This is a genomic window from Sutcliffiella tianshenii (assembly GCF_016908565.1).
GTDB classification, from domain to species: domain Bacteria; phylum Bacillota; class Bacilli; order Bacillales; family Bacillaceae_I; genus Sutcliffiella_A; species Sutcliffiella_A tianshenii.
Window position 1 is genome coordinate 26,255 of record NZ_JAFBED010000019.1, and the last position, 12,267, is coordinate 38,521.

A 12,267-nucleotide genomic window follows, 5' to 3' on the forward strand; every position below is an offset into this window, starting at 1 on the left:
GAGTTTCTTTCTGAAAATTCTACCAATTTAACATGGAAAGTTCAAGTGCCAAAATGACTACGGATGCTTTCTTTCATAAAAAGCTGCTTCCGCATGATGGTCGTAGCTCCAATAAGCCTCAGGTCTTATTACAAAATATAGCTCAGGCTCGTTATAGCAATCCTTAAAAGCAGATAAGATAGAGACATGAAAGGAGGAAACACAGATGAAAAAATTTGGATTGTTATTAGTGGGTGTCATCGCGTTCTTCGTATTATTGGCGAATATCGGACCGTTACTGGGATTGGCCTTAAGCTTGGTGGTTTCCTATTATGCAGTGAAGGAATTCATGAAAACAGATTCTACCGCAAACAAGGTACTGTGGGGAATCATCGGGCTGATCGCCATCGGTTTCTCGATTGCAAATGTCCCGGCCGTCCTAGGGCTTGTAGCAGCGTATATCTTATATCTAGTCTATAAAAACTGGAACAAAACGAAAGACACCATCATCGAATCAAAAGAAAGCAGTGACCCATTCACAAACTTTGAAAAAGAGTGGAATGCATTAACCAACAAATAAAAAAGGAGTGTTAGAAAATGAGTTTATTTACGAGAATAAAGAATAGTATTGCAGCGGATTTCCATGAAGCGCTTGATAAGAAGGAACAAAAGAATCCAATTTCCATGCTTAATCAGTATTTACGGGATTGTGAGAAGGAAGTGGAGAAGGTACGCCTGTTGGTCGAGCGCCAAAATATATTGAAGGATGAGTTTCAGAGAGAGATCCATCAAGCTTCCCAGCTGGCGGAAAAAAGAAAGCATCAAGCTGATATAGCGTCCAAGGCTTCCGAATCAGAGCTTCATGAATTCGCTGTAAAAGAATATCAACAATATGAGGAGCGTGCAAATCAGCTCAAGATTTCCTTAGAAAAGGTTTCTCAAGACCTAACTTCCCTGGAGCAAAAATATGAAGGGATGAAACATAAGCTAAAGGACATGTACATCAAACGGATGGAATTGATGGGCAGAGAAAATGTGGCTAGAGCCAACCACAGGGTCAATAAAGTGCTCGAATCCAATGATGGAGTGCAATCATCCTCCAGATTCACTGAAATGGAAGGTTATCTTGACCGTTTGGAGCATCAAGTGAATTCTTCTTATCGCCGCCATACAATCGATGCGCGCATTGCAAAGATTGAAAAAGAATTATCAAACGAAGAGAAAACACATTCTCTTTCATCCTAATAACTGATATTCTAAAAAAGGCGGCAATGTACGCCTTTTTTATCCATTCATTAAGTTTGTAATATGCCATAAAAGGAGGGGAAACAATGCCAAATTTGAAGAAAACCGATCTGCTAAGCTACATCCTAATTATCGGGTTTTTTATTTTCATCCTTGAAATCTCATTTTTTGATCCCGGACTCATTTTTTCCCTTCTTATTTCTGGCATATGTTTATATTTCGGTAAAAAGAAATGGAATTGGTTTTTAGGTAAGGTCTTATTTGCCATAGGTGCATTATCTTTATTTTTCACGATCATCGGCTCTTTTACATTCAGATTCGTGTTATTGGCATCCATTGTTTACTTCTTTATTTTGTTTACGCAGTCGAAACAGAATCCATCCTATATCAGACCGGAAATAGCGGCGGAGAATGGCATAAGACTGATGAAACATGAACAGAAGTGGTTCCAGAATAAACTTTTGGGTAGGCAGAAAACACCGGAACAATCCTATACATGGGAGGATGTCAATATCCAGACAGGTATAGGGGATACCATCATAGACTTAAGCTATACGGTCCTCCCTAAAGGGGAAGCAGTCATTTTCATACGAAATGTCGTAGGCAACATCCAGATTCTTGTTCCCTATGAATTGGATATCAGTGTCAATCATTCCGTAATGGTCGGCTCCACAGTGATCTTGGAGGAGGAAGAGTCGAAGCAGTGGAATCGGACTGTTCACTTCCAAACTTCAGGATATGAGGAATCCAGCCAGAAAATTAAGATCATCACCTCCTGTTTGGTGGGAAGCCTCGAGGTGAAAAGAATATGAGTATATTGCAAAGGCACTTCCTGTTGGGGGTCACCACTGCCTTCATCAGTTTTCTTGCATTTGGTATCGTGTACTTTCTTTCTTTTCCCTTGGTGGAGTGGTCATCCTTATGGAAAGTAAAAGTGTTTGATCTTCCATTTGCCGTGTTTGCTTTATGTATTTGTATCCTGCTGGGCTTACTGGTCGGCCTATTTTCTGGACTGTACTGGAAAAAACAGATAGTGACAATCCATTCCCATCTATTGCAGCTGGAACAGGGAAGAAATATCGCGTGGGATAATAGGAATCCTGTACAGGAAATAGGGGAGATAGAAAGGGAACTGGAAAAGATACAAAAGCAGATGAAGGAACAAACCAAGCTTTCTCAAAAGCTGGCAAATGAAAAAGCGGTGGACATAGAAAGCAGAATACAGGAAATTGTATCACAGGAACGCAACAGATTGGCGAGGGAATTACATGATTCGGTCAGTCAGCAGCTTTTTGCGGCATCGATGCTCATGTCAGCCTTGACGGAGCCAAAAGAGGCACTCGAAGACAGGGAAACCAAGCAGCTCAGGATGGTCGAGGAGATGATACATCAATCCCAATTGGAAATGCGTGCCCTTCTTCTCCACTTGAGACCAGTGGCTTTGAAAGGGAAAACCCTCCAAGAAGGGGCAGAGGAGCTTTTGATTGAATTGATGCAAAAGGTCCCGATGAGCATTGCATGGAAGATAGAATCCTTTTCCATCGATAAGGGAGTGGAGGATCATCTGTTCCGGATCCTTCAAGAAAGCCTTTCAAACACGCTTCGTCATGCCAAGGCATCTTCTGTTGAAGTGCTCTTGATCAGCCGCGATGATTTTATCATCCTGAGAGTGGTAGATGATGGAAAAGGCTTTGATGTGGAAAAGGAACGTGCAGGCGCATACGGATTGCAAAACATGTATGAGCGGGCCGTGGAGATAGGCGGCACATTAAAAATAGTGAGTGTAGAAAACCAGGGTACAAGATTGGAAGTTAAAGTTCCAAAGCTTGATTTAAAGGGTGGGGAAAATGATTAGAGTATTATTTGTAGATGATCATGAAATGGTTCGGATCGGTGTCACGGCCTATCTATCCGCACAGCCTGATATAGAAGTGATTGCAGAGGCGGACGATGGGAAAATAGCGGTAGAGTTGGCGCTTTTGCATAAGCCTGATATCATCCTCATGGACCTTGTCATGAAGGAAATGGATGGGATTGAAGCAACCAAAAGGATAATCGATCAGTGGCCCGATGCCAAAATCATCATTGTCACAAGCTTCCTGGATGATGAAAAAGTGTATCCGGCACTCGAAGCCGGTGCAACGAGCTATATGTTGAAAACTTCCAAAGCAAGTGATATAGCGAATGCAGTACGCTCCACCTATAAAGGTCAATCCATCCTGGAACCTGAAGTGGCAGGGAAAATGATGAAAAGGATGCGTCAAAAAAATGACCACTTCCTGCATGAAGAGCTCACCAATCGTGAAATGGAGATTCTGCTTCTTATGACACAAGGGAAGACAAATCAGGAAATCGCGGATGAGCTGTTTATCGCCCTGAAAACAGCAAAAGTGCATGTTAGTAATATTTTGGCTAAATTACAGGTACAGGACCGGACGCAGGCGGTCATTTATGCATTTAAGCACAACTTGGCAAAGTAAGGGTGGCGGGTATTGCCATTCTGTCCCCCTGCTATCTTTGCCAAATTTTGATTTATCGGCTTTCATTGCTTTTTAATAGTTTTACCGATAAGCTTTAGAAGGTAAGGACTAAGAAGTTAGAGGATGAGTAGTCGTTGGAAATGGAATTGAATACCCAGGAATTTATATATACATATGCAAGCAGCCCAGAAGAGCAATCCTTGAGTCACTTGGAGATGCGCTCTTTTTTTGGCCTGGAATCACACCATAATATAATAAAGAGCGCTGTAAAAATAGATCCAAGCAGAAGCCCTTTTATCAGGGAGCGGATCGAAGTCCTATACGGCGGCGACACTTTTATCGATATCGTGGAGCAGGTCCAAGAAATCGATATGAAGGAAAAGACATTCAAAATAATCTTCATCAAAATCAATGACCTGAAAAAAGAGGACAAGATTGAATATGGCGAGAGAAGAGTCATGGAGCGGGATCTAGGAGCACGCATCCATGGAGAAGCGGATGTCCACAATCCTGAGCACATCTTTGGGATCGTGGCGTATGGCGGCAGATGGTACTTCGGAAATTATCGCAAAAATGAGGCTGTTTGGCTGAAACATACAAAAAAGCCTCACGAATATTCCACTGCACTAAGCACGCGGGTCGCCAGGGCGGTTGCCAATATTGCAGTCCCCCACCCAGAGGGAGTAAAAGCGATAGACCCTTGCTGCGGAATCGGCACCGTGCTTGTAGAGGCATTGTCCATGGGGATCCAGATCGAGGGTCGGGACATAAACCCACTTGTTACACAAGGCTCAAGGGAAAATATCGCCCATTTCGGCTTAACGGGAAATGTGACATTAGGACCGATAGCAGATATTGTGGAAAAATATGATGTCGCAATCATAGACATGCCTTATAACCTCTATACCCATGCAACTCCAGAGGATCAGGCTGATATATTAAGGCATGCCAGAAGAATATCGGATAAACTGGTCGTGGTCACGATTGAAACGATAGATGAAATGATTGAAAAAGCGGGCTTCGAAATCAAAGACCGCTGTGTCACGAAAAAAGGGTATTTTTCAAGGGAAATACTTGTCTGCCATTAAAAACCGATTTTTGACCAATCAAACAAGGAACCTGGATCCACCTTCCGGACAGGGGCATATTCGTCATGGCCGACGATATGTTCCCTGTCCTTTTTTATGGTTGGATGCCTTTTTAAAATGTCCTCCAATAATTTATCCAAGGCCTTATACTGGGCATCAGTATAACCTATATCATTTGGATTGATCCTATCAAAGATTTCTTCCGGAACGATGGGTAGCATCTCTTCCTTCGTACCTATGGCTAAAAGCTCTATTCCAATGGAATGGTCATTGAAGCTGTTATGGTAATGCTGATAGTTCAGGTCAATCCCTTTTCCCGCATGATAGGCAGCCCTGTTTTCTGGCACTAGATGAAAAACCTCCCCATCTCTTCCAATCATATAGTGCGCAGACACCTGATATTCTTCAAACAGCGCATAAACCTCATCCAAGTCGTAAGGGTTTTCCGGGTTTCGTAAAGCATTATTCGTAAAATGAAGCATCACATGGGTGATGGCACCTGATCGCACACGTGAATTCTGCTTTGGAAGCATCAGATCAGTAACCTTTATTCCGGGAGTAAAAGGATCATTTTTCGAATCTATTACCTCGTCATCAGATTTTTCCTCCACAATTGGTTCGACAGGGCCTTCTATTACAGTGTCAGATGTGCATCCTGCCAACAGGACAGCCATCGTACTACAGATAATCCAACATAATCTATTCATAAGTGTCTCCTACTCTAGTTGAAATACATAAAATGAATCTTCTTTATTAATTCCTTCACTGTGCATGTTTCTCCTTCCTGAAGATCGAAGTTTGTTTACCTTTCCCCCGAAAAGGAAATGGAAAAGCATAAAATCAAAACAAGGGAGGAAAATCAAATGCCATATGATTCATTGAAAGATCTGCCCAAAGGAGTCAAAGACAATTTGCCGAAGCACGGACAGGAAATTTATAAAGAAGCCTTCAATTCAGCCTCAGAACAATACGACAAGGAAGAAACCGCCCATAAGGTGGCTTGGGATGCCGTGAAAAATAAATATAAGAAAAATGACAAGGATGAATGGGTAGAAAAGTAAGGATCAGCGCCCTTATAAAAATCAGTTTCTGTATGGTAAAATGGAGCCATAACAAACATCAAGGAGGGCTTCAGATGAACAAGAACGTCATTGTCTATTCGGCAAAGGGCTGCAAGGACTGTGAATATGTAAAGGAATACCTGAAACAAGAGGAGATCCCCTTTGAGGTAAGGGATATCATGGCAGATCCTGTGTACCAACAGGAAGTGGAAAAGTTCGGATTCATGGGAATCCCGGTTACTGCGGTAGGTGACAAAGCGGTAAAAGGATTCAATCCGATGGAAATCAATAAATTACTAGAGTCTGTAAAATAAAGGGCTGCAGTCGATCCGTCGGCTGCAGCTATTTTTTATCCCGATAATCATAGTTAAAGTTAAGTGTTTCTACTTAATCCCATTTCCTGTATAATGATGTATAAACAGGAAAAATGGGGGAGAACGTCATTCATCTATTAAAAACTAATATGAAATGGGTTATAATCGTTGTTCTGCCATTAGCGATATTAACGCTTGTTTATTACATTTCAGTAATCGACCCGAATTCAGAAGGCATCCTTAAGCTGAAAAACTCATCAACCGAAGAAGTGGAACCAGGAGCCCAGATGAACTTTCAGGAAACCAATGCAGCCATTGAAGAGGATTTTACATTTGATATGTCGGAGTTGGCCGTTCAAAATGCCATTCACCATATGAGTCATCAAAAGGTGGAAGCGGATAAAAAGTGGGGCGTCCTTCCCTTAACAGAGGAAAGAGTGGATAGGCTGCTCGAAGTGGTACAGCACAATCGGGAGGACTACAAGCATGGCAGTATCTATGAGGAAATCCTCCTAAAATGGCAGAATAAGAATTTCACGAGTGTCGATGATGACCACAATGCTATCTGGGAGCTACAGGACGGTTCAGTCGGAAGGGCAACAGGGATAATGAGTGCAGAGGAAGAACAGGAGTTCATCGAGGAGAAGTTCAGTAACAGACAATAGATCAGCTAAAAAAGAGGCCCCTAAAGGCCTCTTTTTAAAATGGTTTGATTGTCATCAATATGATAAGAATGATAGCTGAAATATGTACGATGTTGTTGATAGGAACGAGCTGTTTGCTTATCTTCTGATATTCAGAAGGCAGTTCTTCCCCATTTGCCTGATCGAGAATCTGGATCTGAAGTGCATTCTTCTTCGGAAGGATACCTGCTACGATAGGTTGAACCAACACATAGATAACCAATGAAGCAATAAACCAGATTTCCTTGAAAAGGTAAGGGCTGACAGCTCCCATTGCAGTCCCAGTCACGAGTAATGTGATGCTTCCGATTTTGGCGAATTTCTCGATCCCGCCTGCAACAGAATGGGAAAACTTAGCCTGTGTCACCGTTTTAGCGGTGCTCATCAAGACTGGCATAGCAAAAGTGGCGCCTAGGCCGACTACTGCAGCAATAATGTGGATAAGTAATAAAAGACCATACAAACTCATAAAGATTTCCTCCTAAGTAACTTTTTTACACTCCTACTATATTACTAGAATTGAGGAGAAAGTCACAGGGAAAATTTAAAAAGTTTGAATCTGGCCTGAAAATAAACAACACCACAACTGCAAGTTGTGGTGTTGTTAAATGGAGCATAGGGGGCTCGAACCCCTGACCTCTACGCTGCCAGCGTAGCGCTCTCCCAGCTGAGCTAATGCCCCGTTAAGACTGAATTTATTTTACCAAAAAATTATTGTTTTGCAAATACTTTCTCAAAAAACTTTTAATCAATATTTTCTACTTCCGCCTGGAATACTCCATTCAGACTTTTTATTTCATAGTAAACGTCGGTCGTATAGATATTCTTCTTCGTCGTAATGATGCAGTTAAGCACGATGTCGTCTTTTTCTTCTTTAACTTTCACCCTTTTGACGTTGAGATTTTTACTATTAATCTCCTTCATGATGGTGGTAAGATGTACATCCTTTTCTATATAGATCTTCACCTTGATTTCCTTTTCCTTCAGTTTTTTCGGGCCGATTGCGTCAAAAAGCAGTGGGATGACCTTTACACCAAGGATGATAAAAATAACTCCGGTCAAGGCTTCGACAAAGAATCCTGCTCCGATGGTAATCCCTATACCTGCTGAAGCCAGTACCAAAGCAGCGGTCGTTAATCCGGAAATTGCTTCATTGCTTCTTCGAAGAATAACGCCAGCGCCTAAAAAGCCGATACCGCTTATTACATAAGAAGGAATACGTCCTGGATCCATGGGGCGCGAATATTCTTTGGAATACAGGAATGCAGACTCATAGGAAACTATGGTCAATAGACAGGCCATTACTGATACCACCACACATGTCTTCAGTCCCAATGGTTTTCCTTTCAGTTCGCGCTCTAGACCTATTATTACACCTGCTACTGCTGCCAGGGTAAGCTTTAAAATATAATCATTTTCTATGAAAAATTCCAAGATGTCTTCCATCGAACTCCTCCTCTGTCTATGAATGCCAAAAAAACAATAAATAAATGGTTAGAAAATTATAGCAATTTTAAGTACAATTAGAAAGAAATATCTACATCATGGAATCTGGACAAGGAGACTGAATAATGAACAAGTGGATGAATCCATACATGGCCTTGGCGATAGGTGTCGTAACCGTATCCACATCAGCCATTTTTGTAAAGCTTGCAGAAGCTCCAGCCGGCGTGATTGCCTTTTATCGCTTGCTGTTCTCTGTAATGCTGATCATGCCGATATTCCTATATAAGTATATGCACGAATTAAGAGTTATTACGAAACGGGATTGGATCTATTCCATCCTAGCTGGTATTTTTTTGGCTTTCCACTTTATTTTATGGTTTGAATCGCTTAACTATACGAGTGTAGCCAGTTCCACTGTATTGGTAACCTTGCAGCCATTGTTTGCATTTATCGGGACATATATTTTCTTCAAGGAAAAGCTAAGTGCAAAATCCATTATAAGTGGGGTAATTGCAATCATCGGTAGCATCATCATCAGCTGGGGAGACTTCCGAATCAGTGGGATGGCACTTTTCGGTGACATACTGGCCTTGGTTGCATGTGCATTGGTTACCGCCTACTTACTTTTTGGACAGGACGTCAGAAAAAGACTTTCTCTCATTACATATACCTTTATTGTGTATGGAGTAAGCACGATTGCGTTATTTTTTTATGTAGTGTTCACAGGTGATCCTTTGACAGGCTATTCACAAATGGATTGGTTATGGTTTCTGCTGCTTGCAATCATCCCCACCTTGCTTGGGCATTCCCTTTTCAATTGGGCGGTCAAGTATATCAGTACCAATGTGATTTCCATGAGTATTCTTTTCGAACCGATCGGGGCAGCCATTCTAGCCTATTTTGTATTAGAGGAATATATTACTTGGACACAGTTCACTGGAGGGATGCTTGTCATGCTCAGTGTCGCCTATTTTTTGAGAGACAATAAGAAAGTCAAGCCATTAGATATGGCGGAGTGAAGGGAGAGAAGCATATGATTATCAGGCTAGCCAAGAAAGGTGATGAAGCATCCATTGCAAGAGTGCATGTGGATAGCTGGAAGACTACATATAAAGGAATAGTGGAGGATAGCTACTTGGAAACACTCTCCTATGACAATAGAAAAAGCATGTGGGAGAAGGCGATACAGGCAGGACACGAGAAAAGTTGTCTATTTGTAGCCGAAGTGGAAGGTGATATCGTAGGTTTTGCAAGTGCTGGACCTGAACGGACGAAGAAATATAAGGTAGATGGAGAACTATACGCCATCTATATTCTTAAAGATTTTCAGAAAAGGGGAATAGGAAAGGCACTGTATAGTAAAGTTCGTGAATGCTTAATTAAAAACGGATATAAATCTATGCTTGTATGGGTACTGGCCGATAACCCCAGCAGAAATTTCTATTTATCACTTGAGCCACAGGAAATAGATACCGAAAACATACAAATTGGGAATCAAGCATATGAAGAAATAGCCTATGGGTGGAATTTTATTGGAGTGTGATGAAAGTGGAGCTTCTGAAGGTTCAAGATATAAATGATATATCGGCCTTTTTAGATGGCCACAATGTGAGCAGGCATCCAATCATTATGGGGGTACTTTCAGGTCAGCAAATAGGATTTGCTTTTATAGACAATCAAACTGACCCGCAGATGCTAGTTGTATATGCTGTCCATGAGATGATCTATCTGATAGGTGATATAGAGGAAGAAAGATTTGAAGAATGGTTCCAGGCGGAGCTGCTTCCAATTGCACGGTCGCATAGGGAAGAAGACATCAACATAGAAACATATCCTCAAAAAATAGAATCGGAAATGAAGAGTATCTTTCAAGTCATCCCTATTAAACAAGGAACTAGAGTTGCATTTACTTTTTCGGAGGAAGCGTATATTTCTTCTTATAAAAAAAACACAATACCCGAAGATTACACTGTCGCAATCATTGACAGGGGTATTTTACAAAAGGATAAAAATAATATACTGACCGAGGAAATATTGAAGTTCTGGCATTCCACTGACAGCTTTTTGGAAAGCGGATTAGGGGTGGCTGCCTTTTACAAAGAAAGTATAATCGGAGCCTGTCTGTCGGTCTATCAGCATAATGGAATCAAAGAAATTGGCATCAATAACTATAATACTTCCCATCGTGGAAAAGGAATTGCTTCCGCGATGGCAAATCTGTTTATCGAAGAATGTCTCAAACGAGGCGAAACTCCTAGTTGGACAACGGAACTATTCCGGAAAGATTCGATTGCGATTGCCAGGAAACTCGGGTTTATCAATGAACGCATCTATCCATCCTATTACTTTTTGCTTGAAGAAGCCTGAAACATGTCAATGAATAATGGAAGCCGACTCACGTGAGCCGGCTTCTTTATTTAGGAAACAAGATCATTTGCAATCAAGGCAAAAACCATCGCAAGTGAAAAGCCAATGATGACGCCTTCACCTCTGACTTTCCCTTCTTGGTTGCATAACGCCAGCCCCTCGAAGTATCCGTATAAAAATAATCCCATCGATGATAAGAGAGCCACAACCATTGCTATGTCTTTAACTACAATCATTACAGAACCTCCTACATTAGCTATTACTAGACTATATGTAGAAATCTTTCATTACATTCTATTAAAAATAAAAAAGCTAACCATGGAGGTTAGCTTAAGAAACTGTTTTGCTGAAAGAGAAAATCCTTGGAACTGCCTTGATCAATAGTAAAGTAACAATTGTCGAAATTACAAAACTAGGCAACATATATGTTCCGTTATAGATTAACGAATATATCTCTATCGGTTGTCCTGCCGGTGCAGCATCCCTAAAGAAAATGATCCCTGCAAGATAGTGGGATAAAAATCTAAGTGTGCATGCAATGAATGATGCAAAGGTTACAAAATAGATCGCTCTTTTGAAATCGTCGCGATTCACTGCGTTCACAACCTGACTGGCGAACAACCCTGCGAATCCCAACACTACAAAAGCTACTATATAATCCAACAAAATCTGGACTATATGAACTCCTACCGGCCCGAATGTGAGTTGCAATAATCCCAATATCAACCCTGAAAGCAATCCGCCTTTTAATCCCCAGCGAAATGCCATGATGAATACAGGCACCATAGCGATGGAGATGGAGCCTCCCTGTGCCCATATTTTTAATGACAATACTCCTGCAAGAACATCAAGCAGATAAGCCAAAGCTCCAAAAATAGCAACTTCTACAAGAAAAAGCGTATTCGATTTCTTTATGATAATCTCCCCCTTAAAATAAGAAAAAGCAATAAAAGAGAGGTTAGGCTCTTTTATTGCTTAAATAAAGTAAGTAATAAGATTGCCACATCCCTACGATAGAATTATCTAACAGGTTCAGAGGGTTAGAACAGCTTTGTTCAGTCTCAGCCAATAGTGGCACCCCTTGTGGATATGAAGTTATGTTGTGTGTCCAATTACCATCATACAAGAGGCAGAGTGTAAGAACAATATATTTTTCGAAAGACAAGAATTCCAACTGGTTGTTTTTTTGTTTATATGAAGAAAAAGTTTAAAACAAGGTTGGATTTCCAGTCTATTAAAATGGATTCTATTCTAATAGGAAAATTGCTTAGAAAATTGTTTAAAAAAGTATTGCAATATAGTTAGTGGGATGGTATATTTAATTTCGTCGCCAAGGAACACGGATGACTAATGTTGATTCCGAGTGACAACGGTGATAAAAAAACAAAAAACAGCTTGACACTTAACGGACAAGTTGTTATGATTAGGAAGTCGCTTTTAAGCGGTTTGCCGAATTGAATGATCTTTGAAAACTAAACAAAACAACAGCGTCCACGTTAATCTTATAGGGATTAACAAAGAACGAAAATGTAACACAAGCTAGTCAACATTTGAGCATAAGCTCAAACTCTTTATTGGAGAGTTTGATCCTGGCTCAGGATGAA

Annotated in this window: 17 protein-coding genes, 1 tRNA gene and 1 riboswitch; of the genes, 12 read left to right on the forward strand and 6 right to left on the reverse strand. The window is 40.9% G+C overall.

Translation table 11 applies throughout. The features are described from left to right. The first annotated feature begins 205 nt into the window (after window positions 1–205). From JOC95_RS21020 to JOC95_RS21045, 6 genes are all read left to right on the forward strand, one after another. Window positions 206–559: a lmo0954 family membrane protein gene (locus JOC95_RS21020; protein ID WP_204420167.1), complete on the forward strand. Its 354-nt coding sequence runs from the start codon at window positions 206–208 to the stop codon at window positions 557–559. A 17-nt stretch (window positions 560–576) separates the two neighbouring features. After that, entirely contained in the window at window positions 577–1,224 is a 648-nt protein-coding gene (locus tag JOC95_RS21025; RefSeq protein ID WP_204420169.1) for a PspA/IM30 family protein, read from the forward strand. 86 nt (window positions 1,225–1,310) lie between these two features. Next, on the forward strand, window positions 1,311–2,036 hold the full coding sequence (gene liaF / locus JOC95_RS21030; RefSeq protein ID WP_204420171.1) for a cell wall-active antibiotics response protein LiaF: 726 nt from the start codon (window positions 1,311–1,313) through the stop codon (window positions 2,034–2,036). Beyond that, window positions 2,033–3,079 (forward strand): sensor histidine kinase, encoded by a 1,047-nt coding sequence (locus JOC95_RS21035; protein ID WP_204420173.1) that lies wholly within the window; start codon window positions 2,033–2,035, stop codon window positions 3,077–3,079. Before liaF ends, JOC95_RS21035 begins: the two co-directional genes overlap by 4 nt. Then, window positions 3,072–3,704: a response regulator transcription factor gene (locus JOC95_RS21040; protein ID WP_204420175.1), complete on the forward strand. Its 633-nt coding sequence runs from the start codon at window positions 3,072–3,074 to the stop codon at window positions 3,702–3,704. The genes JOC95_RS21035 and JOC95_RS21040 overlap by 8 nt, the downstream gene beginning before the upstream one ends. Before the next feature lie 140 nt (window positions 3,705–3,844). Beyond that, window positions 3,845–4,792, forward strand: coding sequence for a TRM11 family SAM-dependent methyltransferase (locus tag JOC95_RS21045; RefSeq protein ID WP_204420201.1), 948 nt, complete (start codon window positions 3,845–3,847; stop codon window positions 4,790–4,792). On the opposite strand, the gene JOC95_RS21050 is transcribed toward JOC95_RS21045, so the two are convergent. Further along, window positions 4,789–5,499, reverse strand: a complete 711-nt coding sequence (locus tag JOC95_RS21050; RefSeq protein WP_204420177.1) for an N-acetylmuramoyl-L-alanine amidase — start codon at window positions 5,497–5,499, stop codon at window positions 4,789–4,791. The genes JOC95_RS21045 and JOC95_RS21050 overlap by 4 nt on opposite strands. Window positions 5,500–5,655: 156 nt before the next feature. Here JOC95_RS21050 and JOC95_RS21055 point away from each other — a divergent pair, with 156 nt between their 5' ends. From JOC95_RS21055 to JOC95_RS21065, 3 genes are all read left to right on the forward strand, one after another. Continuing rightward, entirely contained in the window at window positions 5,656–5,853 is a 198-nt protein-coding gene (locus tag JOC95_RS21055; protein WP_204420179.1) for a ChaB family protein, read from the forward strand. Window positions 5,854–5,927: 74 nt separating this feature from the next. Beyond that, a complete protein-coding gene (locus JOC95_RS21060; protein ID WP_204420181.1) occupies window positions 5,928–6,167 on the forward strand; it encodes a glutaredoxin family protein in 240 nt (79 codons plus the stop codon). 149 nt (window positions 6,168–6,316) lie between these two features. Next, the gene (locus JOC95_RS21065; RefSeq protein ID WP_204420183.1) at window positions 6,317–6,832 is read left to right on the forward strand and encodes a DUF6241 domain-containing protein; all 516 of its coding nucleotides are present in this window, start codon (window positions 6,317–6,319) and stop codon (window positions 6,830–6,832) included. A gap of 34 nt (window positions 6,833–6,866) precedes the next feature. On the opposite strand, the gene JOC95_RS21070 is transcribed toward JOC95_RS21065, so the two are convergent. The 3 genes from JOC95_RS21070 to JOC95_RS21080 form a co-directional block, all read right to left on the reverse strand. Next, a complete protein-coding gene (locus JOC95_RS21070; RefSeq protein WP_204420186.1) occupies window positions 6,867–7,319 on the reverse strand; it encodes a DUF2269 family protein in 453 nt (150 codons plus the stop codon). Between the two features lie 140 nt (window positions 7,320–7,459). After that, a tRNA-Ala gene (locus JOC95_RS21075) sits at window positions 7,460–7,532 on the reverse strand. A gap of 62 nt (window positions 7,533–7,594) precedes the next feature. Beyond that, window positions 7,595–8,296 carry an MgtC/SapB family protein gene (locus JOC95_RS21080; protein ID WP_204420189.1) on the reverse strand — a complete coding sequence of 234 codons (702 nt, stop codon included), beginning with the start codon at window positions 8,294–8,296 and terminating at the stop codon, window positions 7,595–7,597. A gap of 125 nt (window positions 8,297–8,421) precedes the next feature. On the opposite strand from JOC95_RS21080, the gene JOC95_RS21085 reads away from it, so the two are divergent. From JOC95_RS21085 to JOC95_RS21095, 3 genes are read left to right on the forward strand one after another with little or no spacing between them, the layout of a single operon-like run. Further along, the gene (locus tag JOC95_RS21085; protein ID WP_204420191.1) at window positions 8,422–9,315 is read left to right on the forward strand and encodes a DMT family transporter; all 894 of its coding nucleotides are present in this window, start codon (window positions 8,422–8,424) and stop codon (window positions 9,313–9,315) included. Between the two features lie 14 nt (window positions 9,316–9,329). Beyond that, on the forward strand, window positions 9,330–9,839 hold the full coding sequence (locus JOC95_RS21090; RefSeq protein ID WP_204420193.1) for a GNAT family N-acetyltransferase: 510 nt from the start codon (window positions 9,330–9,332) through the stop codon (window positions 9,837–9,839). A 5-nt stretch (window positions 9,840–9,844) separates the two neighbouring features. Then, entirely contained in the window at window positions 9,845–10,663 is an 819-nt protein-coding gene (locus JOC95_RS21095; RefSeq protein WP_204420195.1) for a GNAT family N-acetyltransferase, read from the forward strand. Window positions 10,664–10,713: 50 nt separating this feature from the next. On the opposite strand, the gene JOC95_RS21100 is transcribed toward JOC95_RS21095, so the two are convergent. Together JOC95_RS21100 and thiT are read right to left on the reverse strand one after the other, a co-directional pair. Then, the gene (locus JOC95_RS21100; RefSeq protein ID WP_204420197.1) at window positions 10,714–10,899 is read right to left on the reverse strand and encodes a hypothetical protein; all 186 of its coding nucleotides are present in this window, start codon (window positions 10,897–10,899) and stop codon (window positions 10,714–10,716) included. Window positions 10,900–10,993: 94 nt separating this feature from the next. Then, window positions 10,994–11,635, reverse strand: coding sequence for an energy-coupled thiamine transporter ThiT (gene thiT, locus JOC95_RS21105; RefSeq protein ID WP_338083130.1), 642 nt, complete (start codon window positions 11,633–11,635; stop codon window positions 10,994–10,996). 16 nt (window positions 11,636–11,651) lie between these two features. After that, window positions 11,652–11,755: riboswitch (TPP riboswitch) on the reverse strand. Window positions 11,756–12,267: the final 512 nt, after the last annotated feature.

Coding starts and splice junctions, on each gene's coding strand:
- JOC95_RS21050 (WP_204420177.1), bottom strand. CDS start 5,499: ATGAATAGATTATGTTGGATTATCTGTAGTACGATGGCTGTCCTGTTG.
- JOC95_RS21090 (WP_204420193.1), top strand. CDS start 9,330: ATGATTATCAGGCTAGCCAAGAAAGGTGATGAAGCATCCATTGCAAGA.
- JOC95_RS21100 (WP_204420197.1), bottom strand. CDS start 10,899: ATGATTGTAGTTAAAGACATAGCAATGGTTGTGGCTCTCTTATCATCG.
- JOC95_RS21020 (WP_204420167.1), top strand. CDS start 206: ATGAAAAAATTTGGATTGTTATTAGTGGGTGTCATCGCGTTCTTCGTA.
- JOC95_RS21040 (WP_204420175.1), top strand. CDS start 3,072: ATGATTAGAGTATTATTTGTAGATGATCATGAAATGGTTCGGATCGGT.
- JOC95_RS21065 (WP_204420183.1), top strand. CDS start 6,317: ATGAAATGGGTTATAATCGTTGTTCTGCCATTAGCGATATTAACGCTT.
- JOC95_RS21025 (WP_204420169.1), top strand. CDS start 577: ATGAGTTTATTTACGAGAATAAAGAATAGTATTGCAGCGGATTTCCAT.
- liaF (WP_204420171.1), top strand. CDS start 1,311: ATGCCAAATTTGAAGAAAACCGATCTGCTAAGCTACATCCTAATTATC.
- JOC95_RS21055 (WP_204420179.1), top strand. CDS start 5,656: ATGCCATATGATTCATTGAAAGATCTGCCCAAAGGAGTCAAAGACAAT.
- JOC95_RS21085 (WP_204420191.1), top strand. CDS start 8,422: ATGAACAAGTGGATGAATCCATACATGGCCTTGGCGATAGGTGTCGTA.
- JOC95_RS21080 (WP_204420189.1), bottom strand. CDS start 8,296: ATGGAAGACATCTTGGAATTTTTCATAGAAAATGATTATATTTTAAAG.
- JOC95_RS21035 (WP_204420173.1), top strand. CDS start 2,033: ATGAGTATATTGCAAAGGCACTTCCTGTTGGGGGTCACCACTGCCTTC.
- JOC95_RS21060 (WP_204420181.1), top strand. CDS start 5,928: ATGAACAAGAACGTCATTGTCTATTCGGCAAAGGGCTGCAAGGACTGT.
- JOC95_RS21070 (WP_204420186.1), bottom strand. CDS start 7,319: ATGAGTTTGTATGGTCTTTTATTACTTATCCACATTATTGCTGCAGTA.
- JOC95_RS21045 (WP_204420201.1), top strand. CDS start 3,845: ATGGAATTGAATACCCAGGAATTTATATATACATATGCAAGCAGCCCA.